The following is a 25,007-nucleotide window of genomic DNA, read 5'->3' as shown; positions in this document are numbered from 1 at the left end:
GCCAGGCCGCGGGGGTCAGGTGGCGCGGGCCGTGACCAGGTCCACCAGGAAGGGCCCCGGCTGGGCGAGCATGGCCTCCACGGCCGCGGGGACCTGGTCGGCCTTCTCGACCCGCATCGCGGGGACGCCCAGGGACTGGGACAGCTCCACGAACCCGATCTCCGGCTTGAGGTCGAACAGGTCCGGGAAGGCGTGCGCTTCGATGCCCTGCTCGTTCCAGTACTGCGCGATGTTGTCCTTCAGCAGTTCGTAGGAACCGTTGTTGCAGATCACGAACTTCGCGCCGATCTGGTGCCGGGCCGCGGTCCACAGCGCCTGGATCGTGTACATGCTGCCGCCGTCGCCCGTGAAGCCGATGACCTCGCGCCCGGGGTGGGCCAGCTTGGCGCCGATCGCGCCGGGGATGCCCACGCCGAGCGAGCCGCCACGGGTCTGGAACCAGTGGCCCGGGAGATTGGGCCGCAGATAGCGGAAGATGTCCGGCGACGAGGTCAGCGCCTCGTCGAACAGGATGGCGCCCTCGGGGAGCCGGCAGGCCAGTTCCCGGGCGAAGACCGAGGCCGGCATGGGCACCGCGTCGGAGCGGAGCCGGTCCTGCTCGGTCTCCCGGGCCAGCTGCTCCTCCTTGCGGCCGGCCAGCTCCCGCACCCGGGCGGCGGCCTGCTCGGTGTCGGCCGGCCCCATCAGGCCCTCCAGCACCCGGGCGAGCCCGGCGAGAGCGGGCTTGGGATGCGCGACGACGCCCAGGTCGACGGGGAAGTTCTTGGCGATCGCCCCGGTGTCGAGGTCGATGTGGACCACCTTGGCGCCGGTGGCGAACACACCGGACAGGGCCGGGTAGACCTCGGGGAGGACGTACGTACCCACGATCAGGACGGCGTCGGCCTGACTCGTGACCCGCGCGCTGTTCTCGCCGAACATGTGGCCGAGCTGGCCGGCGTAGCAGGGGTGGTCGACCGGGAGGTTCACCTCGGCCCAGTCCGCGCCCCACACCTCGGCGCCCCACAGGCGGGCGAAGGTGCCGAGCTCCTCCTGGGCGTGCGCGGTGTGCACCCCGTCGCCGGCGATGATGAGCGGCTTGCGCGCGCCGACCAGGAGCGAGGCCGCCTGGGCGAGCGTGGAGTCGCTCGGCGCGGAGGAGGTGTCGAGGTACGACGTGGGCACCACGGGTTCGTCGGTCGTACGGTCCATGACGTCCGCCGGCAGCACCACCAGGACGGGCCCGCGCGGCTCGGTCGCGGCGACCTTGAAGGCACGGCGCAGGGTGCGCAGCGTGGAGTCGGGGTCGACCACACGCGTGGCCCACTTGGTGACCGGCCGGGCCATGCCGACCAGGTCGGCGGCCATCTGCGCCTCCAGGCCCTCGTACCGCAGTCCCGCCTCGCCGGCCACCACCACGAGCGGCGCGTGACCGCGCATGGCCTGGTAGAGCAGGCCGACGGCGTTGCCGAGACCGACACCGGTGTGCAGCTGGATCAGGGCCGGCTGCTGGGTGGCCCGGGCGTACCCGTCGGCGATGCCGACGGCCACCGACTCCTGGAGCGTCAGGATGTACTCGATGTCGGGAAAGCCACGCAGTTCGTCGAGGAATCCCTGTTCGACCGTTCCCGGGTTTCCGAACATGAACTCGACACCGTCTGCCCGGAACTGTTCGAGCATGGCGACCCTGGCGGGCCGTCTGCTGGGCATGGGATACCACCTTTCGTGGGCGGGCGTGTGGGGGGCGGGCCGGCTTCCGGCAGCGGACGGGAAGGAAGCCGGCCCGCCGGTCGGGGCGGTCAGGAAGCGTGGAATCCCCACTGCCGCAGGCCCTGCTCCAGGACCTCGACGACCTTCTCCCCGGTCAGGTAGGAGTCCGGGGTGGACCGTCCGGTGATGAACGGGTAGTCCACGATGACCGAGGTCTCCTTGCCGAAGTTGCCGATGTAGGAGCCGTTCGGCGCGGTCGCGTCGCGCAGGATGTACTCCAGCGGGTACGGCGGCGGGCCGATGACGAAGTCGGTCCCCATGAAGCCGGTGCCGTCCTTGTAGTCGTACTCGATGCAGTGACCGGTGACGTGCTTGTTGCGGATGATGCTGGTGCGGTCCTCCTGGTCCCGCGCGAAGGCGAGGCAGGCGACGCCGTAGCACTCGGCGGCGATCGGCCGGTCCAGGGCGTGGAAGGCCAGGATGAGGTCGTGCACGCGCCAGTTGTTGGCGAGGTCCACGATCGGGCCGCTGCCGCCGACGATCAGCAGCGCGTCGTAGCGGTCGGCGATCTCCGCGCGCACCCGGTCGAGGCGGGAGTTGTACGCCTCGTAGGCGCGCAGGAAGCCGGGGTCGCTGCGGTAGGGGCGGTCCGGGAGCCAGGCGGACAGGTCCAGGGGGTTGTCCAGCCGGCTGGAGCCGTCCAGGGCGCGCACCTTCGCCGCCATCTCGGGGCTGGTCACCGACTTGCCCAGCGGCGGGTCGATGTAGGTGGGGTCCATGCTCGGCGGCAGGGCCTGGGCACGGCGGCCGGTGGGGGTCGCGAAGGTGATCTCGTAGCCCGCCTTCTCGAACGTCTCCAGCGGGCCTACGAGCTCCTCCCCCCAGTAGCCGTACTCGGACAGGACGATGAGGATGTGCTTGCTCATGGGTTGCCTCCGCTCCGCTCAGACCTGGTAGCGCTTGATGACGTCGTCGGCGAAGCCCACGTAGTCACGCAGTGGCCACACCTGTTCGAACTCCAGGTACTCGCGCATGGGGAGCCGGCCCAGCGCGGTCCGGTCGAGCTCCTCGGCGTCCGGCGAGTCGATGATGGCGATGACGCGCTTCTGCGCGGCGACCTTCCAGATGCCGACGCAGAAACCGGAGTCCACGGTCTCGGCCGCGTGCTCGGCCTCCGCCTGCTCGATCTCCCACAGTTCGTCGAGGGTGATGCGGCCCTCGTGGTTCCACTTCATCTGGACGTAGAAGAGCATCTGAGATCCTGTCTGTTCGGAAGGGTGCGGGACGGTTCAGCCGGCCTGCGCGGCGCGCAGCCTGGCGCAGATCGGGTGTGCGTCTCCGAAGGTGTCGACGGCCACGTCGAGGGGCGTCTTGCCGTCGTGTCCGGTCAGGTCCGTGCCGGCGCCCGCGTCGAGGAGGATGCGGGCGCAGTCCTCGTAGCCGTGCCACAGCGCGTCGTGCAGCGGGGTGTAGCCGTTGGTCGCGCCCTGGAAGTCCAGGTCGATGCCGTCCTGGGTGACCAGGAGGGCGGTGATGTCCGCGTGGCCGTTGTAGACGGCCTTGTGCAGGGGCACCGCGCCGAAGCAGGGCTCGACCGCGTTGACGTCCGCCCCGGCCTCGAGGAGGAGGCGGGCGATCTCGGTGTGTCCGTCGCGGGTGGCGACCAGCAGGGGGGTGTGCCCGTCGTTGAAGCCGCCCACCCGCGGGTACACGGTGTCCACGGTCGCGCCGTCGGCCAGCAGCTTGCGCACGCCCTCGGTGTCGCCGTCCGCGACCGCGGCCATGAGGTGCTGGTCGGCGACGGCCTCGGCGTCGGACCTGCGGCGCTCCTTCATCAGCTGCTCGGAGCGCAGCAGCAGGTCCCGGCCCTCGGTGTTGACGCCCAGCTCGTAGTCGAAGTGCTCCTGGAGCGAGAAGCCGTAGTGCGTGCGCAGTTCGAGGTTGGCGCCCTGGTCGAGGAAGTAGCCGACGAGGTCGGGGTGCTTGTACCAGAGCGCGTCCATCAGCGGGGTGTGTCCCGTGGTGGGCGCGACGGCGTCGATGAACGCGCCGGCCTCCACGAGGAGCCGGGCGACCGGGAGGCTGCCGCCCTGGACCGCCTTGTGCAGCGCGGTGGCACCGGCCCGCGAGTCGGTGGTGAAGGGGTCGGCGCCCGCGTCCAGCAGCAGCCGGACGATCGGCTCGTCACCGCGGCCGGCGGCGAGGAGCAGTGCCGTGAGGCCGGATTCGTCGTCGCGGTGGTCGACGTCCGCGCCGGCCTCGATCAGCTCGGCGGCCAGCCGGGCGTCACCGGAGCGGATCGCCTCGAGGAGCCGCTCCTCACGGTCGGCGTTGAACGCGGCGACCTCTCCGTTGGGGTCGAAGTAGACCTTCCACCGGGCGATCTTGCCGTCCTCGTCGAGGGTGATCCGGTGGGCGTCCTCGATCTCGAACCGCCGGCCGGTACGGGTGTGGGCGCCGAGGGTGTAGATCACCGCGAAGGCCGTGTCGCCCTCGGCCCGCAGGTCGCGCACTCCGTAGTCGATGACCTCGGTCGTCTCGGCGCGCACCGCGAACGCCTGGGCCACGGCCTCGGGGCCCACATGACGTCCGAGGTAGGGGATGACCTGGTTCCACTTGTCGACGGGGAGCTCGAAGACGATGTCCTTCGACAGGGTGCCGAAGACCGAGTCCATGTCGCCTCGGGCGATGGCGTCGAACCAGCCCGCCACGATCTCGTGCGTACGGCTGCTCTCCATGACGGATTGCTCCTTTGGATGGGTGGCTTGCCGGGGCCGTGGATGATCGGGCCCGGCGGCTGCGGTCAGGACTGCTCCGCGAGGGACGCCGGGGCGAGGATGAAGGCGTCCGTGGCGAGCAGGTCCGCCGTGATGCCGGGCTGGGCGTCACCCGTGATCACGAAGTGCGTCTCCAGGCCCGACTTGGCCCGCTGGAAGAGGAGTTCGTTGATGGCCGGACGGCACATCTCGGTGACGCCGCTCAGGTCGAACTCCACCTGCCTGGGCTCGTCGGCGAGGACTTCCGTCAGCGCGCGGCGGAAGCGTTCCAGCTCCGCCGCGTCGATGACACCCCGGAAGCGCATCCGTGCGGTGTCCCCGTCGGACTCGCTGCTGATGCGCAGGCGCATGTCCGCGGGAGCGATCTCGACCCGGACCCGCAGCGGACGGTCGCCCGCGGGCAGCCGTACCGTCAGGGCGTCGGCGTCGAAGTCGTGGTACGGCTCGCCCTCGACCCAGACGCGGTCCAGGGTCACGGTGCCGGGCAGCAGCAGGTCCGGGGCCACGCGCAGCACTCGCTCCGGCAGGGCGTCGGGCCGCGGCCGGAAGTGCAGGGTGATGGGTTCCTCGGTGAGCATCAGGCCCGTGTACGTGGCGGCCAGGTAGCACAGTTCCAGCGAGTGGTACCCGGACATCGAGTGGCTGCCCTTGAGCCGCTCGGTGCCGACGAGGTAGGGGATGCCGTTGGCGAGCACGTTGAAGTACACGCCGCCGTCGTCGTAGTCGAGGAAGTTGGCGTTGTAGAAGGAGGCCGCCTCCCGCGCGAGGCGACGGTGCTCCGGGTCCCCGCCGACACCGGCCAGGATCAGGTAGGCCAGGATCGCCTGCTCCTGCTGCCACCACGCCTTGCGGTCGTGCCAGACCAGCCGGTGCGTGCCGCACTCGTCGGCCTTCCGCTCGACGACGTCGTACCAGCCGCCTCGCTGGACGTCGCTGCCGACCGGGGGCATGATCTCGGCGATGCGCTCGGCGAGCCGCGCGTACTCGGGCTTGTCCGCCACCGCGCGGATACGGGTCAGGTTCCACGCGATCTTGAGGTTGTGCCCGACCACCGCGCGGTCCTGCTGCCAGCCCCAGGTCCGGTCCGGGCTCCAGTCCTCGTGGAAACGCTCCTGTACGAAGGGGCTGTCGGGCTCGTCCGGGAAGTGCCGGCAGATGGTGTCCGCGGTGTCCAGCAGCAGCTCGGCGAACGACTCGCGGCCGGTGGCGAGATAGGCGTTGATCAGGTAGGCGGGCGCGTGGTCGCCGACCGAGTTCCAGTTCTTGCGGGACCGGTTGCGGCCCAGCGAGTCGGCGCGCGGGTCCATGGTGATCGGGTCCAGATGGGAGAAGAACCCGCCCTGCTCGTCGTCGCGGAAGTAGCGGCGGAACAGCTCGATGGTCCGGTCGATGTCGGCGAGGATCTTCGGGTCGCCCGTGACGCGGTAGGTCTGGGTGGGCCCGGCCAGCGCGTAGATCTGCTCGTACATCGGGATGGCGTCGTAGTCGTCGCCGAACTCGGACGCGTAGACCTTGCGCTGGCGGCCGCTGGGGGAGATGTCGATGCCGTGGTACCAGTAGGCGATGCCCGCCCTGTCGTCGGCGACCTGCATGTGTTCGCGCAGGTAGGCGGTGCCGGATTCGGCCGCTTCGAGGAAGCGGTCCTCACCCGTGAGCAGATAGGCGGTGGCCAGCCCGTACACCAGGCGGGAGATGGTGTCGGTCTCCTGCCGGACGTCCTGCCCCGTGTCGGGAAGGTGCGTTCCGGACAGGGTGACGTGGGTGCGGAACCTGCTCCAGTCGTAGACGCCGTCGGGGAAGTGGGCGCGCAGATAGAAGTCGGCTATCTCGCGCGCCTGCTGCTGCCACCAGCCGGGCTGTTCGAAGACGTAGGAGCCGCGGTGCTCCTCGGCGAACGTGATGGAGCGGGCCTCGATCCGCTCTCCGTCCGGGTACTGGTGGAACAGCCCGTACACCAGGACGTAGCGGCCCTCGGTGAGCATGTCGCGGGTGCCGGCGCTCGTGTCATGGGGTGGGTCCCCCAGGTTGCGCACGATCTGCGAGTTCACCGAGCTGCCCAGGTGGATGGTGAAGTGCCGGTCGTCCGTGGTGCGCAGGGTGAAGCAGTCGCGAGTCGGTTCGTACGAGGTGACGTAACCGGCGATGCTGTCGGAATAAGTACGGTGGTTCTTGGCGGCTGTTGTCATCGCGGGGGTTCTCCGTTTCCGGGCATGCTGAAGCGCTGCGTGTACAGCCGGCGGGCCGACGCGGGGGCCGCGCACCGGGATCGGGGGCCGGCGCGTGGCGGGGAAACGCGCGCGCCGAGGGGCGTCGTGAAGCCATCGGCCCGGTCTACGCGGCCATCTCCAGATCCCCCTCCAGCGCGGCGAAGGCCATGTCCCAGGCGCCGGACAGATCGTCCGGCATCCAGGGGGAGACGCCGGAGCCGTTGAAGAGTTCGAAGGTCACCCCGATCGCGGACGGGGAGCAGAGGGCCTGCACACAGGCCCGCGCCAGGTCACGGCGGCAGACGTAGCCGGTCTGGTCGTCTCCCTGGGCCAGCCGGAGGCCGTGGTCGCCGGCACAGTCGTCGGTCAGCCAGCCCGGGCGGACGATCGTGTAGGGCAGTCCCGACGCCCGCACCACCTCCTCCCCCGCCCGGCGCCAGTCGAGCAGGCCGCCGTAGGCGTTCAGCGGGTGGCCCAGGTGCGTGGTGTGCACCTGGCTGACCAGCACGATGTGCGGGCGCTCACCGGAGGCGGTACTGGCGGCGACGACATGGCGAACGCCCTGGTACATCGTCGCCCGGGGGGAGTCGGGGCCTTCGTCGTCGGTACCGGGCTCCACGCAGTAGACGACGGCCGAGCAGCCGCGGAGCGGGATCCTCAGACTGGCCGGGTCCCGGACATCGGCGGTGAAGCGGGTGATGCCGTCGGCGGGCGTGTCCCGGCAGGGCCGCCGCGCCAGGGTCCGGACGCGCTCGCCGCGCCGCGCCAACTGCTCCGCGATGAGACGGCCGGTCCGGCCCGTGCCGCCGATGACGGCTACCGCGTGGTCCATCGATCCTCCCTCGTCGATCGGAGCGCACTCCAGCCACGCCCCGACTGCATGACAGTTCTAGCCCGGCCTGTCAGACACTGTCAAGCAGTAAGTCATGCAGCTGGCAGGGATCTGTCGAGTGGCCTGACAGAACCGCCGAGGGAATTCGCACTTGGCAGCGTCAGCTCAGGACTACATGCTTGACTTTATGCATGACATGCAATGACTGTCATGCATTACAACTCGGCGCGGAAAGGAAGCTGCCATGGTGACTCCGCGACTACGCGCGACCCCTCTGCCGGGCATCGGCGTCCGGTACGAGCTCCACACCAACGCGCGAGACGCGCTCTCCGTCGTGACCCACCGCGACGGCGGCCGCACACTGAACGTGCACCACGACGAGGACCCGGATTCCTGCGGCGTCTCCCTGAGGCTCGCCGCCGGCGAGGCCACCGTCCTGGCGAGCGTGCTGGTGCCGGACCACGACAGCCCCAGCCTGCTGCACGCCGGCGACTTCGGCCTGATGGCCGAGCGGATCGGCGTCGCGGGCACCTCCTACTGGAACGGCCGGGCGCTCGGCGAGACGCGTCTGCGGACCCGGACCGGCGCCTCGATCGTGGCGGTCCTGCGCAGGTCGCACGCGATCCCGTCGCCCGGCCCCCGCTTCCGGCTGCGGGGCGGTGACGTCCTCATCGTGATCGGCACACGCGACGGCGTGGACGAGGCCCACACCATCCTCGAACGGACGTGAACGGATGCACTCCACGGTCTTCCTGATCGAGTTCGGAAGCGTTGTGCTCGCCCTGGGGCTCCTCGGGCGCTTAGCCGTCCGCATGAGCTTCTCGCCCATCCCCCTCTACCTGCTCGCCGGGCTCCTCTTCGGCGCCGGCGGACTCGTCCCGCTCGCCGCCAGCGAGACCTTCATCGGAGTCGGGGCCGACATCGGCGTCGTCCTGCTCCTCCTCATGCTCGGTCTCGAGTACACCGCCGGCGACCTGGTCGGCCATCTGCGCCGGCACGCGCCCGCCGGGCTGGTCGACTTCGCGCTCAACGCCCTGCCCGGGGCCGCGGCGGCCCTCCTCCTCGGCTGGGGCCCGGTGGCCGCGCTGGTCCTCGCGGGCGTCACCTGGGCCTCGTCGTCGGGCATCGTCGCGAAGGTGCTGAGCGACCTCGGACGGCTCGGAAACCGGGAAACGCCGGTGGTGCTGAGCGTGCTCGTCCTGGAGGACCTCGCCATGGCCGTCTATCTGCCGGTCCTGACGGCCGTGCTGGCCGGGGCCGGCTGGACCGCCGGCGTGCTCGCGCTCACGGTCGCCGTCCTCGTGGTCGCCCTGGTGCTGACCCTCGCCGTCAGATGCGGCCGTTTCATCTCCCGGATCGTCTCCAGCGACGATCCGGAGAACCTGCTGCTGGTCGTCCTCGGCCTCACCCTGCTGGTGGCCGGCTTCGCGCAGCACCTCCAAGTGTCCGCGGCCGTGGGGGCGTTCCTCGTGGGCATCGCGCTGTCCGGAGAGGTCGCCCGGCACTCGCACCAGCTGATCATGCCGCTGCGCGATCTGTTCGCCGCGGTCTTCTTCGTCTTCTTCGGGCTCAGCACGGACCCCACGACGATCCCTCCCGTCCTCCTTCCCGCGCTGGTTCTGGCGGCCGTCACCACCGCCACCAAGATCGCCACCGGCTACTGGACCGCCAAGCGGGCGGGCATCGGGGAGCGCGGGCGCTGGCGTGCGGGGGGCGCGCTCGTCGCGCGCGGCGAGTTCTCCATCGTCATCGCGGGCCTGGGGGTGTCCTCCGGCGTCGCGCCGGCGCTCGGCCCCCTGGCGACGGCGTACGTTCTCCTGCTGGTCCTCATGGGCCCGCTGGCCGCGAGGTTCACGGAGCCGGTCGCGCTCTTCCTGGCGAGGCCGCGCACCGGCGCGGAGCAGCCGCCGCCACAGGCCGTACGGCAGCGCGCCCCTTCGTGACCGGTGCCCTCCGGGCGGGGCCGGGGAGGCGGCGCGGTCACGGACCGCGCCCTTTCGATCAAGATTCGTGATGTCAATTGAATCCAACTGGAAGGTTTGTTTTTATCCCTGAGGTCCCTTCACGCGTCAACATGAGGAGTTCCGGTGCGTAGACTCACCGGCGGCGCCGCAAGCCGTCTGGTCAGCGGCCCCGCGATCGACGCCACGGCCGAGCCGGGGCGAGGTGCCACGATATGGCTGCGCGGGGCTCCCTCGGAGACGGCGCCCATCGCCCGCGCCGTGGCCGACGGCCTGCGGCGGGCCGGCCGTCTCAGTGAGATCCTCGACGGCCGCGAGCTGGCGAAGGCCCTGGCCGCCGAAACCCCGTGTTCCTACCGGAACTGGGAGTCCGGGCTGCACCGGACCGGTCTCATGGCCTCTGTGCTGGCCCGCAGCGGCATCACGGTCCTGCTGGCCACCGACGACCCCGCCCGCGAGTGCCGGGCGGCCATACGGCAACGGCACGCCGCCGAGGGCAGCCCCTTCCTCGAAGTCCACGTGACCAGGTCACCTCGTACGGACTGCGAGGCCGACCTGAGCCTGTGCGTGACGGCCAGCTCCGTCGAGGAGTGCGCGGAGCGTCTTCTCCGCTCCTTGCTCGAGCGAGAGATGCCGGCTCTGAGATGACACCGTGACGTGATGTCAGGCGCTGCGGAGAACCGGACGGCTTCCGCGGGAGGCGGCATATGCCGGGAAAAAGGAGACCGACCGGTCTGCACCAGGTGCCGTCGGCGACGGTGCGGCGCCGTCGGCGGCCGACGGCCTGGAATCCCTGTCCGGGCCCGCGTCAGGGGGCGGGACCGGACAGGGACGTCGTGCCCGGCCCCGGGGGGCCGGTGGTTCAGGGTCGCCGCCGGGACCGGCGGTGGTTCAGGACTGCCGGGGACCGGGTCAGAACGTCACGTCCGAGCAGGCGTAGAACGCGTTGCCCGTGTCGGCGATGGTCCAGACGCCGAGGATGACGTGGTGGCCGCTCAGCCCGGTCGGCAGGGTGCCGCTGTGACTGAGGGTGGCCGGCGGCTGCTTGCCGCCGTAGGGGACCGTCAGGAACGGTGTGGTGTTCAGGTCGGCGCGGGTCAGGGCGTGGCCCTGGTTCCAGCCCTGCTTGGTGACGTAGTACCGGAAGTCGGTCGTCGCGTGCCGGGCCTCGAACTGCCAGCGGAAGGTGTAGCTCTGACCGCCGGTGACCTTGGTGGTGGGCCACTCCGCGCCCCTGGGGGTGCGGGCGCCGTCGAGCTGGCCGAAGCGGGTCTCGCCGCCGGAGCAGAGCTGCCCGTCGGCGGGTCCGCCCGCCGGGAAGCCCTTGGGGCCCTCGACGCTCTGCGGCTCCCACTGGATCTCGCCGCAGCCCCGCACCGTGCCGTCGGCGCAGAGCAGTTGCCTGCTGATGGGGAGGTCGGTGTAGCCGTGACCGCTGGCACCGCCGGTGGACAGTACGAAGGCGCCGGCGGTGGCGAGGCCTAATACGGCCGCGTACAACTTGCCCTTGGTGCGCATGAAGCCGCTCCTCGGAACGTATGGGGAGTTGATCGAGCCGAACCGTGCGTTGGTCTAGACCAACGCCCAGGCTATTGCGGCCGCCCAGACATGTCCATACCAATGCAGTGGTGAGGGCGCGCCGCTTGCCGTCCGGGACGGCGTCGTCCGGGACTCCGCCGGTGCTCAATGGCGGTACGCGGCCGCCGCGATCTCGATGAAGGATCGGATCAACGGGTTGGTGGGGGGCGACGAGCGGTACGTGGTGGTCGGTCCGGGGGCAACGCGGAAGGACCCGGGTCTGCCCTCGCGTACATGGTCAGGGCCCGGATCGTGCGGTACACCGGGAAGGCACGCACACCGACGCCGGGAGGGAACCGCCTTGTACGACCACGCCGACAGCCGGGCACGAAAGGGTCGGCAGGCTCCGGCGGCCGCCCGCACATCCGGGTCACGGGCGGTGGCGCCGGCCGCTTCCCTGCTCGCCCTCCAGCGCTCCGCCGGAAACGCGGCCGTGGTCCGGATGGTGCAGCGGACCGAGGAGGAGGACGCCCATCGGCACGGCGCCGGCTGCGGCCACGCCGAGGAGTCCCAGCCGGTGCAGCGTTCCGCCGTGCACGCCGTCCTGCGCAGCGGCGGCCGGCCGCTCGACGAGCGGAGCCGTACCGACATGGAGGCCCGTTTCGGCGCCGACTTCTCCGACGTGCGCGTGCACACCGACGCCGCCGCCCGGGACTCCGCGGCCCAGCTCGGCGCGGTGGCGTACACCTCGGGCAGCCATATCGTCGCCGGCCCCTCCGGCATCGACCGGCACACCCTGGCCCATGAGCTGACCCACGTCCTCCAGCAGCGCTCGGGGCCGGTGGCCGGGACCGACCGGGGGGACGGGCTGCGGGTCAGCGACCCCTCGGACCGCTTCGAGCGGGAGGCGGAGACCACCGCGCGGCGCGTGCTGAGCGGCCCCGCGAAGGCCTCCGCGCCGGAAGCGGCCTCCCCCGCCGCGGGTTCCCCGGCGGGCGGGGGTGACGTGCAGCGGATGCACCACCCGGGCAAGATCGACGCCGAGGTGGCGCGGCTCGTCGCCCAGGCGGAGCCGAGCATCGACGCTTACATCGCCGACTACGCCCAGTGGCAGACGAACCGGCTGAACTTCAAGTGGGTGATGAACAACGCCGACCTCAACGACTCCTACGAGGTGATCGAGTCGCAGGTCGGCGACCCCCAGGGGCGCTCCAAGGACGACCTGCTGCGGGAGCTGGACGGCACCATCCGCGCCGATCTGACCACCACCGCCTCGGAGACGGTCGCGAGCACCAGGACGGCGGCGGCCATCGCCAAGTACAAGCTGATCCTCGGCCGCACCACCGACACCGGCCGGTGGGCCGAGTACCAGAAGAACAAGGCCCAGGCGCCCGGCGAACTCGACCTGGACGCCCGGATGGGCCGTCGGCTGAACACCACCAAGTGGTCGGTCCCGGTCAACTACGCCTTCATGGACGGCGGTATCGAGGAGCGCGCCGTCTTCAAGATCGTCACCAGTCTGGGCCCGCGGATCGAGGGCATGCTCACCTCCGGGCAGCTCAACGCGGCCAACTTCTGGTCGGAGATCGAGCAGTTGGGGGACAGCGCCCTCTGGGACAGCGCGAAGGCGCCGGACGAAGGCGGGCCGCAGGCGATGCTGGGTCATGAGATCCTCCAGCTCATCGAGTCCGGCTACCACTTCTACGGCCGGGACAGCGGCTTCGCCCAGGGCAGCCGGCTGGTCGCCGTCCACCCCGACAGGCAGTCGGTGGACCCGAGCGACAAGCAGATCCCGCTCACCTGACCGCGCACAGGGGGGAGCGGGCCCGTTCCACGGGTCCGCTCCCCCGGCCGCATCGCGGTCGACCGGCCGCCGACAGGCGCCCCGCCCACTGAACTCCCACTAAACTTAACCGGTTTCGCTCAGATGGTTGTCTCTCTCAATTTCCCGTCCTAGCCTCGCCGCGACACCACGTCCGGCTGCGGCATTCCGGAACGGTTCGCGTATGCCTTCGCGTCCCGGCCGTACGCGCCGCCTCCTGGGGAGCAGAGATGAGAAAGAGACTGGCCACCGCGGCGGGAGCGTTGCTGGCCCTCGCCGCCTCGCTACTGGCCGCACCGTCCTCCGCGCAGGCACAGCCGCAGACACGGGCCCAGGCGGTCCCGGGGTTCCACGTCGCCGGGGGCCGGCTGGTGGACGCGAACGGCGAGGACTTCGTCCTGCGGGGCGTCAACCACGCGCACGCCTGGTACCCCACCCGGACGGCGCAGGCGCTGAAGGACATCAAGGCCCTCGGCGCCAACTCGGTGCGCGTGGTGCTCGCCACCGGTGACCGGTGGACGAGGAACGACACCGCCGACGTCGCCGCCGTGGTCGCGCAGTGCAGGCAGAACCGGCTCGTCTGCGTCCTGGAGGCCCACGACACCACCGGCTACGGCGAGCAGGCCGGAGCCACCACCCTCTCCCGCGCCGTCGACTACTGGATCGGCGTCAAGGACGCGGTACAGGGCCAGGAGAAGTACGTCATCCTGAACATCGGGAACGAGCCGTACGGCAATTCCGGCTATGCGGCGTGGACTTCCGACACCGCGGGCGCCCTCGCCCGGATGCGGGCGGCCGGATTCCGGCACACGCTCATGGTGGACGCCCCGAACTGGGGCCAGGACTGGTCCTTCACCATGCGCGACCACGCCGCCGAGGTATTCGCCGCGGATCCCGAGCGCAACACGGTGTTCTCGATCCACATGTACGGCGTGTTCAACACCGCCGACAAGGTCAGGAGTTACCTTGACCGGTTCATCTCGCAGCGGCTTCCGATCGTCGTAGGGGAATTCGGGAGCATGCACTCGGACGGCGATCCGGACGAGGACGCCATCATGTCCAGCGCGCGGCAGCTCGGTGTGGGCTACCTCGGCTGGTCCTGGAGCGGCAACGGCGGCGGTGTCGAGTACCTGGACATGGCCACCGGCTTCGACGCCGCGCACCTCACCGCCTGGGGGCAGCGCGTCTTCTCCGGCGCCGACGGCATCCGGCAGACGGCCCGGGAGTCGGGCGTCTTCGGTGACGGCGGCTCCGTTCCCGCGCCCGCGAGTTGCTCGGTCGACTACCGCCTCGGCGACTGGGGCACCTCGTTCAACGCGGACGTCACCATCCGCAACACCGGGACGACGGCCGTGAAGGGCTGGCAGCTCGCCTTCGCCTTCCCCGGGGACCAGAGGCTCGGTTCGGTCTGGAACGCCAAGGCCGTCCAGCAGGGCAGCGAGGTGAGGGCCACCCACGAGTCCTGGACCGAGATCATCCCGGCCGGCGGCTCCGTGAGCTTCGGGTTCAACGGCTCCTCCGGCACCGCCAACGGCGTGCCGGCCGCCTTCAGCCTCAACGGCGCCGCGTGCGCGAAGGGCTGACCCGGCAGACGGGCAGTCCCGGCAGCCCGGCACGCCGACGGGCCGCGTCCGCCGCGGACGCGGCCCTTCCGCACTCCGCCGGCTCACGGGCCCGCGCCCACTCCGCCGGCTCTGGACCCGGACCCAGACCATGGGCCCGGCGCCGGTCCGGCCTCGGTCTACGCCCCCGGCGCCGGTGCCGTGGAGCCGCGCGGGGTCAGGGACGGGGTCGGAACCTGGTGGCCGCCGGTGTCCACGCCGTTGACCACGTCGAAGAGCACGCGCGCCACCTCGGCACCGAAGTGGTGCACGTCGTGGCTCATGGCCGACAGGGTCGGATGGGTGATCCGGCACAGCTGGGAGTCGTCCCACGCCAGCAGCGACAGGTCGTCGGGGACGGTGAAGCCCATCTCCGCGGCGACGCCCGCCCCGGCGACCGCCATGATGTCGTTGTCGTAGACGATCGCGGTGGGCCGGTCGGCGGCGAGCAGCAGGGTGCGGGTGGCCCGGGCGCCCTCCTTCTCGTCGAACCCGGTGGCGATCTGCCGCGCCTCCTCCAGGCCCAGTTCCCGGACGGTGTCGGCGAACGCACGGGTCCGGATGGCGCTGTGTCCCAGGTCGGCCGGGCCGCCGACCCGGGCGACGCGCCGGTGGCCCAGGGCCGCCAGATAGCGGACGGCCTCGGCGACCGCCGACGCGTCGTCCGTCCACACCGCCGGGAACGGGCCGGTGAGGCGGGGGTGGCCGACGGCGACCGCCGGCATGCCGAGGCGCCGCAGGGCGGGCACCCGGGGATCGTCCTCGCGGAAGTCCACCAGGATCGCGCCGGCGATCATCCGGCCGCGCCACCACTCCTGGTGGAGCGCGATCTCCTCGTCCAGGTCCCGCACCAGCCGCAGCAGCAGCGAGCAGGACCGCTCCGCGAGGACGCCCTCGATGCCCGAGATGAAGTCCATGTAGAACGGCTCCAGGCCGAGCAGCCGGGCGGGCCTGCACAGGGCCAGCCCGACGATGTCGACCCGTTTGCTGGACAGGCTGCGCGCGGTGGCGCTGGGGGCCCAGCCCAGCTCGCGGGCCGCCGCGAAGATCCGTTCCCGGGTGGCCTCGGAGACGCCGGGCTTGTGGTTGAAGGCGAGCGAGACGGCGCCCTTGGACACCCCGGCCCGCGCCGCGACGTCCTTGATGGTGACGCGTTCCCCGGTCCCGCTCACCCGAGGTCCACGCAGAACAGGGCGGCCTCGACGGCGTCCACGGTGACCGGGCCGCAGCCCTCGACCCGGATACGTGTGCGCTCACCGGGCAGGAGGGTCTGCCGGCCGCGGTCGCAGACGGCGTCCGGGCCCAGCCGGTCGGGCTGGAGCAGAAGGTCTCTGACGAGGGTCTGGGCGCTCACCACGACGTCGACTCTATCCCCCGGTCCGGGCACGGGCTCCAGGGTGACGTCGTAGCGGGGGCGGGGGTAGGCGAAGTCCTTGTCGGGGACGGGGAAGTGCAGTGCGCGCAGCCCTTCCCCGCTCCCGGCCCCGTCCGGGCGGGGGGCCTCCTCGGCGTCCGCGACCAGGAACTCCCTGCCGGTCCGCGGGTCCGGTACGAGGTGCTCGGGGACCGGGATCCGGGCGACGGAACGGGGGTGCGCGGCCGGCTCGACCACGGCTTCGGCGAGCGTGGTGCCGTCGGCGTCGACCCGTCGCAGGGTCACCGCCGGCCGCCAGGGCGTGGCGGCCTGGTTGACCGCGGCGAGCACCAGGCCGTCGGGGTCCGGGCCCTCGGGGTCCGGGCGCAGGGTGAGCAGCCGGTCGGCGTAGACGCGGCGCAGCTCGTGGTAGAGCGGCTTGGGGCGGCCGTCGCCGTCGATGGCGGCCCAGGAGGTCACCGGCCAGCAGTCGTTGAGCTGCCAGACGACCGTGCCGGCGCACACCGGCCAGTGGGAGCGCCAGTGTTCGATGCCGGCGGCGACGGCGCGGGCCTGTACGAGCTGGGTCAGGTAGTGCCAGCGGTCGAAGTCGTCCTCGGGCAGCGGGAAGTGGCGGGCGACACCGCGGTTCAGCTTGCCGTTGCCGTCCTCGGCCTTCTGGTGGTGGAGCATGCCCGGGGAGTCGGGCGCGAGGACCTCGCCGGGCAGCGCGCGGCGCAGGGTGGCCAGGGCGGGCGGTGCCTGCCAGCCGAACTCGGCGACGAAGCGGGGCACGCTCGCCCGGTACTCGGCGTAGTCCTGGCGGTTCCACACCTCCCAGGAGTGGTGGGTGCCGTGGGCGGGGTCGTTGGGGTGGTGGTCCCAGGAGCCGGACCAGGGGCTGCCCGCGGTGTAGGGGCGGGTGGGGTCGAGTTCGGCGACGATACGGGGCAGCAGGCCCAGGTAGTAGCCCTCGCCCCAGGAGTCCCCGGCGAGCGGGCCCTCCCAGTCCCAGTCCCGGAAGCCCCACAGGTTCTCGTTGTTGCCGTTCCACAGCACCAGCGAGGGGTGCGGCATCAGCCGGACAACGTTGTCGCGCGCCTCGGCCTCGATCTCCCCGCGCAGCGGCTGTTCCTCCGGGTAGGCGGCGCAGGCGAAGAGGAAGTCCTGCCAGACCATCAGGCCCAGCTCGTCGCAGGCGTCGTAGAACGCCTCGTCCTCGTAGATGCCGCCGCCCCACACCCGGACCAGGTCGATCCCCGCGTCCGCGGCCTGGGTGAGGCGGGTGCGGTAGCGCTCGGGGGTGATCCGGGAGGGGAAGGCGTCGTCGGGGATCCAGTTGACGCCCCGCGCGAAGACCCGTACGCCGTTGACGACCAGGGTGAAGCCGGTGCCGTGGGCGTCGGCGGAGCGGTCCAGTTCGATCGTGCGGAAGCCGATCCGGCGGTGCCAGGTGTCGAGCGGGCCGCTGTCGTCGCTCAGGGTGAGTCCGAGGTCGTACAGGGGCTGTTCGCCGTATCCGCGCGGCCACCACAGGCGCGGGTCGGGGACGTCCAGGCTCAGGACCGTCTCGTCGCCGGTGAGTTCGGCCTCGGTCCGGACGTCGGCCGCCTCCGCCGTGACGCGCAGGCGCCGGTCCCGTCCCCGCTCGGTGCGCTCGACGCGCAGCCGCACCTCGACGCGGCCGGTGCCCTCGGCCACGGTGACCTGGGGCCGCACCTCGGCCAGGCGGGCGGTGGACCAGTGCTCCAGCCGGACCGGCCGCCAGATGCCCGCGGTCACCAGGGTGGGCCCCCAATCCCAGCCGAAGCCGCACGCCATCTTGCGGATGTACTGGAAGGGTTCGGGATAGACGTTGGGCCGCTCCCCCGTCACCGCGCGGACGGCCGCCGCCTCGTCGTAGGCGGAGGCGAAGCGGATCTCCAGGTCGCCGGTGCGTCCGGTGACGTCGAAGCGGTAGGTGCGGTGCATGTTGCGGGTGGTGCCGAGGGGGCGGCCCGCGAGGGTGAGGTGCGCGGCCGTGTCGAGGCCGTCGAAGACGAGGTCGGTGCGCTCGTGGCCGCTGTCGTGGCCGAGCCGGCGGACGTAGGTCCAGGCGCGGCGGCCCACCCAGGCGACGTCCGTCTCGTTGCGGGCGACGAAGGGGTCCGGAATGGCGCCGGCGGCGAGGAGATCGGTGTGGACGCAGCCGGGCACCCGGGCTTCCAGCAGCTCCTCCCCGTGGCGCAGGCTCCAGCCCTCGGTGAGCTGGGTGACGTCCTTCATGGTGCGGCTCCTATCGCCTGACTCAGGCCGGTCGACGGACAACGGCGCACAACCTAACGCGCGGACAGCGGACTGTCTATAAACCGGTCTAGCCACACAACCGTCATAAGGCGCAAGGGAATCCACAGGCCAACGGACCGCACTTCGACCAACGGTAACGATTGCGCATCACGCTGGAAATCGGAGCTTTACCGGTTCACCAGCGGCTGACATAGTGCCGACATCCCACTCACAGAGCTGAGCCGCAATCCTGGAGGAGCTGGGCACATGGGGAAGAACACGACGTTCGCGGGGCGTCGGTGGCGCGGTGGACTGCTGGCCGCCGCGGTGCTGACCGCCGCGGGATGCGGCGGCGGGGGCACGGTCTCCGGCGAGACGGCGAAGGCACCGGCCGACCCGGCCGACGCCTCGGGCACGATCAAGGTCCTCACCCACCGCACCGACCTGGTCCAGAACGGGACGATGGCCCGGTACGCCGAGGAGTTCACCAAGGTCTACCCCAAGGTGAAGGTGAAGTTCGAGGCCCTCACCGACTACGAGGGCGAGGTCAGGATCCGGATGAACACCGACGACTACGGTGACGTCCTGATGATCCCGGCCGCCGTGGCCAAGAACGACTACCCGAAGTTCTTCGCACCCCTCGGCACCGCCGCCGAACTGGGCGGCACCTACCGGTTCGGCGACAAGACCGAGGTCGGCGGCAAGGTCTACGGCATCGCCCAGTTCGGCACGGCCAACGGCTTCGTCTACAACAAGGCCGTCTGGAAGAAGGCCGGCATCACCGGCTGGCCGGCCACCCCGGGCGAGTTCCTGGCCGACCTGAAGGCCGTCGGGGCGAAGACGGACGCCCTGCCGTACTACACGAACTTCAAGGACGGCTGGCCGCTGACCGCCTGGAGCAACAGCATCGGCTCCGTCACCTGCGACGCCGAGGCGAACGACAAGCTCGCCGGCGCCGTCTCGCCCTGGCGCGAGGGCGGCGAGCTGCACACGATCGACTCCCTGCTCCACGACATCGTCAAGGACGGCCTGTCGGAGAAGGACCCCAACACCACCAACTGGGAGGCGTCCAAGGGCCTGATCGCGCGGGGCAAGGTCGCCACCATGCAGCTCGGCTCCTGGGCCATCACCCAGATGCGCGACGCGGCGAAGAAGGCCGGCGGCGACCCGGACGACATCGGCTTCATGCCCTTCCCCGTGCGGAAGGACGGCAAGTACTGCGCCGTCCTCGCCTCCGACTACCAGCAGGCCGTCAACGCCCACTCCGCGCACAAGGCGGCGGCACGCGCCTGGATCGACTGGTTCACCCAGAAGTCCGGTTACGCGGCCGCGGAAGGCGCCGTCCCGGCCCTGAAGTCCGCCGCGATGCCGGGCACGCTGAAGGACTTTGTTGACAACGATGTCACCTTCGTGGAGCGCTCCGAGGCGAAGACCGGTGAGGTCAACGCGATCGACAACGCGGCCGAGATCGGACTGAACAAGCCCGACTACCGCCAGAAGCTGGTCGACCTCGCCCGCGGCGCGCAGCACGGCAGCCTCGACGACTACTTCGCGGACCTGGACAAGCGGTGGAACGAGGCGGCGCGCACCGCCGGTTCCTGAACCGCGCCGGGTCCGCACCCGCGACGACGGAAGGCCGAGATGACCGAGACGACCCGTACGGCACCCGCCAAGGTGCCCCGCGCCACCGCAGCTCCCGGCGGGGCGCCCACGCCGGGCGGCGGCCGCCGGGGCGGCCGGGTGCTGCGCCGGCTGACCCCCTGGCTGTTCCTGGCCGTTCCCCTGGCCCTGCTGGTGACGTTCACCTATGTGCCGGTCGGGAACATGATCTACTACAGCTTCACCGACTGGGACGGCGTCAGTCCCGACCGCCGCTTCACCGGCGTCGACAACTACGAGCAGATCCTGACCCGGCCCGAGTTGTTCCGGGTGTTCTTCGTCAGCTTCTACTACCTCGCCGCCTCGGCCGTGCAGATCGTGATCGCCCTGTACTTCGCGACCGTGCTCAGCTTCGACCTGCGCTTCCGCAATCTGTTCAAGGGGATCCTGTTCTTCCCCTACCTGATCAACGGCGTGGCGATCGGCTTCGTCTTCCTGTACTTCTTCCAGGACGGCGGCACGCTCGACTCGGTGCTGTCCTGGTTCGGCGCCGGCTCCGACCACGCCTGGCTCGGCGATCCCGAGTCGGCCAACACCTCCCTGGCCGGGGTGTCCGTCTGGCGGTTCACCGGACTGAACTTCGTGCTGTTCCTCGGCGCGATCCAGTCCATCCCGGGGGAACTGTACGAGGCCGCCCAGCTCGACGGGGCCTCGCGCCGGCAGCAGTTCCGGCACATCATCGCCCCGAGCATCCGGCCGGTGGTCAGCCTGAGCGTCATCCTGGCCGTCTCCGGCTCGCTGTCGGTGTTCGAGATCCCCTACATCATGACCGGCGGCGCGACCGGCACGACGACGTTCGTCATCCAGACGGTCAAGCTCGCCTTCCAGTTCAACAAGACCGGTCTGGCCTCGGCCGCCGCCGTCGTCCTGCTCCTGATCATCCTGCTGATCACCTGGATCCAGCGCCGCCTCGTGCCCGACGAGAAGGTGGACCTCGTATGACCACGCCCCTGCCCGCCCGCCGCCGGACCGGCCCCGCGCTGACCTATCTGTCGCTGATCGTCGCCTCGCTGGTGGTGCTTGTTCCGCTCGCCGTCGTCTTCCTGACCTCGCTGAAGACCTCCGAGGAGGTCGCGGACGGCGGTGCGCTGTCGCTGCCGGGCGACTGGCTGAACTTCGGCAACTACGTGACGGCGTTCAACGAGGGCAAGATGCTGTCCGCCTTCGTCAACACGTCCGTCATCCTGCTGTTCTCCATCACCGGCACGGTGATCGTCGGGTCGATGACCGCGTACGCCATCGACCGTTTCCGCTTCCGGCTGAAGAAGCCGGTGATGGCGCTGTTCCTGATCGCCACCCTGGTGCCCGGGGTCACCACCCAGGTGGCGACCTTCCAAGTGGTCAACAGCTTCGGGCTGTTCAACACCATCTGGGCGCCCGTCCTGCTCTACATGGGCACGGACATCGTCTCGATCTACATCTTCCTGCAGTTCATCCGCGGCATCCCGGTGTCGCTGGACGAGGCGGCGCGGCTGGACGGGGCCAACTCCCTCACCATCTACTGGAAGATCATCCTTCCCCTGCTGAAACCGGCGATCGCCACGGTCGTCATCATCAAGGGGATCACCGTGTACAACGACTTCTACATCCCCTTCCTGTACATGCCGTCCGAGGACCTCGGCACCATCTCCACGGCCCTGTTCCGCTTCAAGGGCCCGTTCGGGGCGCACTGGGAGAACATCTCGGCCGGCACGATCCTCGTCATCGTGCCGACCCTCGTCGTCTTCCTGTTCCTCCAGCGCTACATCTACAACGGCTTCGCCCAAGGCGCGACCAAGTGATCCGCGTCAGGGGGGTGCGGCACCGCAGGCCGGTGAGCGAGGGCAGCTTCTGCCTGGTCCCGCCGGCTTGCCGGCTCCCGTGAGCAACCGGAGGCGTGGGCCGACCACCAGCCCGGACCGTGCCGCGCCGCGGTGCCGGTGCGCCGGCACGGCCGGGTCGTGGCCGCCCTCGGAGTGTCCGGCCCGGCGTCCCGGCGGCCGCAGGACCGGCTGCGCGAGCCGGCGATCACCGCGTCCCACCTCCTGACGACGGAGGGCATCGGCTGACCCACGGCACCCGGCGGCGCGCCGGCACGTCTACCGCGCCGGCACGTCTACCGCGCCGCCCCGGCCCGCGCGGCGGGCCGGGCGCTCGTGCGCAGCCAGGCGGTGATCCAGCCCGTCTGCATCACGGCGTCGAGGAGGTACGTCGGGCGGATGCGGCCCCGGGGCACGTAGGCGAGATCGACGGCCGGCAGGGTCAGCGCCGTGCCCAGGCCGACGCGGCGGGCATGGGCCGGCCCGCCGGGGCCGGCCGCCGCCGCCGGCTGGGCGAGGCCGGCGGAGGCCAGCAGCCCGCCCGTCGTCATCCGGAGCCACACATCGGTCTTCGGCCCGAAGACCCACTCGAAGCTGCGCAGGTGCACCAGCGGCCACAGCCCGCCCACCACGTTGAAGGCGCCGTGCGCCACCGCCACACCGCGCCCGGGCTCCCGGTCCGGCGTCCTGGCCATGTGAGCCTCCCTCCACGGGGCGGGGCGGGTACCCCGGCCGGTGCCGCTCACCCGGCCCCGAGCCTTACGGTCGTGGTGACCCGGGTGAGCGACGGCCGGCTCGGCACCGACCCGAACCCGAAGCGGACGGGCGGGTCGACCGGGGCGAGGGCGCCGAGGCCGGCGCCGTCGAGGGACGCGGTGAGCGCGCGGACCGCGCGCAGGTCCCGGGCGCCGTACCACTCGCGGCGGCCCGCCCCGGCGCTGCCCCGGGTGCGGACGCCGGGCAGCAGCAGCCGGGCCGGGCCGTCGGTGAGCGCGCTCCACGCGGGGCGGCGGGCGAGCGCGGCGGGTACGGCCCGCAGCAGCACGCCCAGCGGCCGGCGCCGCCCGGTGACGAAGCGCAGCCGCAGCGGGCCCGCGGCTACGGTCCAGACGCCGTCCGCCACGCCGACCCGCACCGGGACGACGCGTACGGTGTCGAAGACGTAGGTGCCGTCGATGAACTTCGCCGTCTCCCGTGTGGGCGCGAGCAGCAGCCGTTCGCCGTCCGGCCGCTCCAGCATCACGTCGCTGAACGGGCCGAACGGCGACCGCTGCCAGTGGCCGAGCACGACCCGGGTGCCGGAGGTCGTGCCCAGGCCCGCGATCCAGCCCTCGAAGCGGAGCGTTCGCCGGCGCCGGGGGGCTCCCCCGGACTCAGGGCGTCCGCGAGCAGGGCACCGAGACACCCATCCGCACATGCCTGACTCCGTCCGAGAAGTGCACGACGGGCTCGCCGGTGGGGGTCGGCAGACCCGCCTCGGTGGTCAGGTTCTCCTCCAGTTCCCCGACGGCGGCGCCGGCCAGCGGCCAGGGCTCGTGTTCCACGGGCGTCTCCCACAGCAGGCCCAGCCGCCGGGTGTACGCCCGCCAGCGTGAGGTCAGCCAGAGGTCCCGCTCGGTGGGCCGCTCGAGAGGGGCACCGGGGCGCGCTACCAGCCGGTACGAGGCCCGGCCCCGGCGCCTGCGGCCCAGGTAGCGGACGGTCTCCCCGCTCCGGGTGACCTCCAGGACACCGGGGTGGTACGGCGCGCCGATCGCCCGCGCCGCGAGCATGACCGGGCAGGCGACCTCCAGGGAGAGGAACCACAGCCCGTCCCGGCCGTTCGGGTGCCGGACGTAGGTCCGCAGATTGGTCTCCGCGAAGGAGGGAAGGCCGGGCAGCGCGGACGGCACGCCGGGCGGGCGTACGTCCGTCATCACGAACGGGGTGAAACCCACCCAGGCGCTGCCCTCGTACTCCTCCACCACCAACGGCTCCGGCACCAGCGCCCGCACCGCCCGGGCCGGATACGCCCAGTGGACGAACGTCTGCGTCATCCAGCCCGCACACAGCGCGGGCAGCCGCACCCGCTGTTCCGCTCCGTACGCCGCCACGCGGCCCGGGTCCCCTCGCCCGCGCGGCGGAAACAGATGGCGGGCCGGACGCGGCCGGGGCGAACAGCCCAGTGACGCGCACGAAGGGAGGAAGCCTCCGGCCGTCCGGGCGTGGGCGGTGGCCGGGCGGGGGGCGCGACCGAAACATGAGCGGTGGACCCTGGCGCTCATCTCCGGTGCGGCGACGGGGGTACCCCCCGCCCCCGAATCGTCACAGGAGTGGCCTCCATGACCTTCAACCTCCTGGAGCAGCGGGGCATCCCGCTGGACCGTCAGCTGCGCAACTGGCGTGAGCTGGACGTGCGGCCGATCGACCCCGACCGCTGTGACCCGTACACCCGGTGCCGCGTCATCACCATGAACGGCATCGAGGCGGAGGCGATCCTCTTCAGCCACCAGCTCGCCCGCAACACCGCCGACCCCGAGGTGAAGCGGCAGCTGGCCCGGACCCGCTACATCGAGGCCCAGCAGCAGAAGGTCGTCAACTGGCTGCTGCCCGGCGTGTCCTCGGTGCTGGAGACGACCATCGCCTACGAGCAGATCGCGGTGGACCTGACGGCGTGGGTGGCGCGGATGGAGCCGGATCCGTATCTGAAGCAGGCGTACGAGTTCGGGGTCTTGGAGGACTTCGACCACCTGTACCGGTACGCGAACCTGTACGAGATGATCGAGCACCGCAAGGCCGAGTCGATCGTCGACAACCTCACCGAGGTCATGCCGGGCCGGCCCACGAAGTTCCATCACCGCGACCCGTACGACAACGTCCGCGACCCCTACGACAAGGCGGCCACGAGCCCGCTGTCGAAGCTGCACGCGCTGACGGTCATGTCCGCCGAGCAGCAGACCATGAACTTCTACATGAACACCGGCCCCACTTACATGGAGCCGATCGCGCGGCAGCTCTACCAGGAGATCGGGCTGATCGAGGAGGAGCACGTCACCCACTACGAGTCCCTGGTGGACCCCGGGGAGACCTGGTGGGAGCAGCTGGTCAACCACGAGTACAACGAGTGCTACCTGTACTACTCCTTCATGGAGCAGGAGAGCGATCCCAGGGTCAAGGCGGTCTGGGAGCTGCACCTGAACATGGAGCTGGAGCACCTGCACACGGCCTGCGACCTGATGCGCCGCTACGACGGCCGGGAGCCGCAGGAGATCCTCGCGCCCGAGCTGCCGCCCGTGCTCACCTTCGAGCCGAACAAGCAGTACCTGCGGCACCTGCTCGACACCCAGATGGACCTGACCACGCTCGGCGCCGGTTATGTGCGCGAGGCGCACGAGCGGTTCGAGACGATGCAGGAGCGGATCCACGGCGGCGAGGAGCCGCCGAGCGAACGGGTCATGGCGGAGCACGACCGGATGTTCGGCCGCGAGTACCGCGTCGAGTCCGAGGGCGAGCACCCCGACCCCCGTATGCGCGAGAAGTGAGG

Annotated in this window: 21 protein-coding genes; 9 read left to right on the top strand and 12 right to left on the bottom strand. The window is 71.2% G+C overall.

Translation table 11 applies throughout. From position 1 onward, the window contains the following. Positions 1 to 15: 15 nt before the first annotated feature. From IE251_RS28340 to IE251_RS28315, 6 genes are all read right to left on the bottom strand, one after another. The gene (locus tag IE251_RS28340) at positions 16 to 1,689 is read right to left on the bottom strand and encodes a thiamine pyrophosphate-binding protein (RefSeq protein WP_189755835.1); all 1,674 of its coding nucleotides are present in this window, start codon (positions 1,687 to 1,689) and stop codon (positions 16 to 18) included. Positions 1,690 to 1,778: 89 nt separating this feature from the next. Beyond that, positions 1,779 to 2,615: a type 1 glutamine amidotransferase domain-containing protein gene (locus IE251_RS28335; RefSeq protein WP_189755834.1), complete on the bottom strand. Its 837-nt coding sequence runs from the start codon at positions 2,613 to 2,615 to the stop codon at positions 1,779 to 1,781. Between the two features lie 18 nt (positions 2,616 to 2,633). After that, positions 2,634 to 2,942, bottom strand: a complete 309-nt coding sequence (locus IE251_RS28330) for a muconolactone Delta-isomerase family protein (RefSeq protein ID WP_189755833.1) — start codon at positions 2,940 to 2,942, stop codon at positions 2,634 to 2,636. A 36-nt stretch (positions 2,943 to 2,978) separates the two neighbouring features. Further along, positions 2,979 to 4,427 carry an ankyrin repeat domain-containing protein gene (locus tag IE251_RS28325; protein ID WP_189755832.1) on the bottom strand — a complete coding sequence of 483 codons (1,449 nt, stop codon included), beginning with the start codon at positions 4,425 to 4,427 and terminating at the stop codon, positions 2,979 to 2,981. Between the two features lie 65 nt (positions 4,428 to 4,492). Beyond that, positions 4,493 to 6,652, bottom strand: coding sequence for an AGE family epimerase/isomerase (locus tag IE251_RS28320; RefSeq protein WP_189755831.1), 2,160 nt, complete (start codon positions 6,650 to 6,652; stop codon positions 4,493 to 4,495). Between the two features lie 145 nt (positions 6,653 to 6,797). Beyond that, entirely contained in the window at positions 6,798 to 7,505 is a 708-nt protein-coding gene (locus tag IE251_RS28315) for an SDR family oxidoreductase (protein WP_189755830.1), read from the bottom strand. Positions 7,506 to 7,749: 244 nt separating this feature from the next. Here IE251_RS28315 and IE251_RS28310 point away from each other — a divergent pair, with 244 nt between their 5' ends. From IE251_RS28310 to IE251_RS28300, 3 genes are all read left to right on the top strand, one after another. Continuing rightward, a complete protein-coding gene (locus IE251_RS28310; RefSeq protein WP_189755829.1) occupies positions 7,750 to 8,235 on the top strand; it encodes a cation:proton antiporter regulatory subunit in 486 nt (161 codons plus the stop codon). Positions 8,236 to 8,239: 4 nt separating this feature from the next. Continuing rightward, the gene (locus IE251_RS28305) at positions 8,240 to 9,448 is read left to right on the top strand and encodes a cation:proton antiporter (RefSeq protein ID WP_189755828.1); all 1,209 of its coding nucleotides are present in this window, start codon (positions 8,240 to 8,242) and stop codon (positions 9,446 to 9,448) included. A gap of 144 nt (positions 9,449 to 9,592) precedes the next feature. After that, a complete protein-coding gene (locus IE251_RS28300) occupies positions 9,593 to 10,114 on the top strand; it encodes an adenylyl-sulfate kinase (RefSeq protein WP_189755827.1) in 522 nt (173 codons plus the stop codon). A gap of 264 nt (positions 10,115 to 10,378) precedes the next feature. Here the strand turns inward: IE251_RS28300 and IE251_RS28295 are convergent, their stop codons facing one another. Beyond that, a complete protein-coding gene (locus tag IE251_RS28295) occupies positions 10,379 to 10,984 on the bottom strand; it encodes a lytic polysaccharide monooxygenase auxiliary activity family 9 protein (protein ID WP_189755826.1) in 606 nt (201 codons plus the stop codon). A 439-nt stretch (positions 10,985 to 11,423) separates the two neighbouring features. On the opposite strand from IE251_RS28295, the gene IE251_RS41275 reads away from it, so the two are divergent. Together IE251_RS41275 and IE251_RS28285 are read left to right on the top strand one after the other, a co-directional pair. Continuing rightward, positions 11,424 to 12,788, top strand: a complete 1,365-nt coding sequence (locus IE251_RS41275; protein ID WP_229896976.1) for an eCIS core domain-containing protein — start codon at positions 11,424 to 11,426, stop codon at positions 12,786 to 12,788. A gap of 248 nt (positions 12,789 to 13,036) precedes the next feature. Beyond that, entirely contained in the window at positions 13,037 to 14,389 is a 1,353-nt protein-coding gene (locus tag IE251_RS28285; RefSeq protein ID WP_189755825.1) for a cellulase family glycosylhydrolase, read from the top strand. Positions 14,390 to 14,547: 158 nt separating this feature from the next. Here the strand turns inward: IE251_RS28285 and IE251_RS28280 are convergent, their stop codons facing one another. Further along, a complete protein-coding gene (locus IE251_RS28280) occupies positions 14,548 to 15,579 on the bottom strand; it encodes a LacI family DNA-binding transcriptional regulator (RefSeq protein ID WP_189755824.1) in 1,032 nt (343 codons plus the stop codon). After that, positions 15,576 to 18,026, bottom strand: a complete 2,451-nt coding sequence (locus IE251_RS28275) for a glycoside hydrolase family 2 protein (protein WP_189755823.1) — start codon at positions 18,024 to 18,026, stop codon at positions 15,576 to 15,578. The genes IE251_RS28280 and IE251_RS28275 overlap by 4 nt, the downstream gene beginning before the upstream one ends. 267 nt (positions 18,027 to 18,293) lie before the next feature. On the opposite strand from IE251_RS28275, the gene IE251_RS28270 reads away from it, so the two are divergent. Genes IE251_RS28270 through IE251_RS28260 form a run of 3 tightly spaced genes read left to right on the top strand, consistent with a single transcriptional unit; the run spans position 18,294 to position 21,466 of the window. After that, positions 18,294 to 19,628: an ABC transporter substrate-binding protein gene (locus IE251_RS28270; protein WP_189755822.1), complete on the top strand. Its 1,335-nt coding sequence runs from the start codon at positions 18,294 to 18,296 to the stop codon at positions 19,626 to 19,628. 39 nt (positions 19,629 to 19,667) lie between these two features. After that, positions 19,668 to 20,627 carry a carbohydrate ABC transporter permease gene (locus IE251_RS28265; RefSeq protein WP_189755821.1) on the top strand — a complete coding sequence of 320 codons (960 nt, stop codon included), beginning with the start codon at positions 19,668 to 19,670 and terminating at the stop codon, positions 20,625 to 20,627. Continuing rightward, the gene (locus IE251_RS28260; protein WP_189755820.1) at positions 20,624 to 21,466 is read left to right on the top strand and encodes a carbohydrate ABC transporter permease; all 843 of its coding nucleotides are present in this window, start codon (positions 20,624 to 20,626) and stop codon (positions 21,464 to 21,466) included. The genes IE251_RS28265 and IE251_RS28260 overlap by 4 nt, the downstream gene beginning before the upstream one ends. A 314-nt stretch (positions 21,467 to 21,780) precedes the next feature. Here IE251_RS28260 and IE251_RS28250 read toward each other — a convergent pair whose 3' ends face one another. The 3 genes from IE251_RS28250 to IE251_RS28240 all read right to left on the bottom strand — a co-directional run bounded on the left by IE251_RS28250 (position 21,781) and on the right by IE251_RS28240 (position 23,577). Beyond that, entirely contained in the window at positions 21,781 to 22,179 is a 399-nt protein-coding gene (locus IE251_RS28250; RefSeq protein WP_189755819.1) for a hypothetical protein, read from the bottom strand. A gap of 47 nt (positions 22,180 to 22,226) precedes the next feature. Beyond that, positions 22,227 to 22,772, bottom strand: a complete 546-nt coding sequence (locus tag IE251_RS28245) for a hypothetical protein (RefSeq protein WP_373302061.1) — start codon at positions 22,770 to 22,772, stop codon at positions 22,227 to 22,229. An 85-nt stretch (positions 22,773 to 22,857) separates the two neighbouring features. Then, positions 22,858 to 23,577 carry a YqjF family protein gene (locus tag IE251_RS28240; protein WP_229896974.1) on the bottom strand — a complete coding sequence of 240 codons (720 nt, stop codon included), beginning with the start codon at positions 23,575 to 23,577 and terminating at the stop codon, positions 22,858 to 22,860. Positions 23,578 to 23,805: 228 nt separating this feature from the next. Here IE251_RS28240 and IE251_RS28235 point away from each other — a divergent pair, with 228 nt between their 5' ends. Further along, positions 23,806 to 25,005, top strand: a complete 1,200-nt coding sequence (locus IE251_RS28235) for a hypothetical protein (RefSeq protein ID WP_189755818.1) — start codon at positions 23,806 to 23,808, stop codon at positions 25,003 to 25,005. Positions 25,006 to 25,007: the final 2 nt, after the last annotated feature.

Source organism: Streptomyces eurythermus (genome assembly GCF_014649115.1).
GTDB classification, from domain to species: Bacteria; Actinomycetota; Actinomycetes; order Streptomycetales; family Streptomycetaceae; genus Streptomyces; species Streptomyces eurythermus.
This window is presented reverse-complemented; position numbering and strand designations above follow the sequence as displayed.

Coding starts and splice junctions, on each gene's coding strand:
- IE251_RS28325 (WP_189755832.1), bottom strand. CDS start 4,427: ATGGAGAGCAGCCGTACGCACGAGATCGTGGCGGGCTGGTTCGACGCC.
- IE251_RS28320 (WP_189755831.1), bottom strand. CDS start 6,652: ATGACAACAGCCGCCAAGAACCACCGTACTTATTCCGACAGCATCGCC.
- IE251_RS28260 (WP_189755820.1), top strand. CDS start 20,624: ATGACCACGCCCCTGCCCGCCCGCCGCCGGACCGGCCCCGCGCTGACC.
- IE251_RS28340 (WP_189755835.1), bottom strand. CDS start 1,689: ATGCCCAGCAGACGGCCCGCCAGGGTCGCCATGCTCGAACAGTTCCGG.
- IE251_RS28275 (WP_189755823.1), bottom strand. CDS start 18,026: ATGAAGGACGTCACCCAGCTCACCGAGGGCTGGAGCCTGCGCCACGGG.
- IE251_RS28330 (WP_189755833.1), bottom strand. CDS start 2,942: ATGCTCTTCTACGTCCAGATGAAGTGGAACCACGAGGGCCGCATCACC.
- IE251_RS28315 (WP_189755830.1), bottom strand. CDS start 7,505: ATGGACCACGCGGTAGCCGTCATCGGCGGCACGGGCCGGACCGGCCGT.
- IE251_RS28270 (WP_189755822.1), top strand. CDS start 18,294: ATGGGGAAGAACACGACGTTCGCGGGGCGTCGGTGGCGCGGTGGACTG.
- IE251_RS28305 (WP_189755828.1), top strand. CDS start 8,240: ATGCACTCCACGGTCTTCCTGATCGAGTTCGGAAGCGTTGTGCTCGCC.
- IE251_RS28265 (WP_189755821.1), top strand. CDS start 19,668: ATGACCGAGACGACCCGTACGGCACCCGCCAAGGTGCCCCGCGCCACC.
- IE251_RS28235 (WP_189755818.1), top strand. CDS start 23,806: ATGACCTTCAACCTCCTGGAGCAGCGGGGCATCCCGCTGGACCGTCAG.
- IE251_RS28295 (WP_189755826.1), bottom strand. CDS start 10,984: ATGCGCACCAAGGGCAAGTTGTACGCGGCCGTATTAGGCCTCGCCACC.
- IE251_RS28310 (WP_189755829.1), top strand. CDS start 7,750: ATGGTGACTCCGCGACTACGCGCGACCCCTCTGCCGGGCATCGGCGTC.
- IE251_RS28335 (WP_189755834.1), bottom strand. CDS start 2,615: ATGAGCAAGCACATCCTCATCGTCCTGTCCGAGTACGGCTACTGGGGG.
- IE251_RS28285 (WP_189755825.1), top strand. CDS start 13,037: ATGAGAAAGAGACTGGCCACCGCGGCGGGAGCGTTGCTGGCCCTCGCC.
- IE251_RS28250 (WP_189755819.1), bottom strand. CDS start 22,179: ATGGCCAGGACGCCGGACCGGGAGCCCGGGCGCGGTGTGGCGGTGGCG.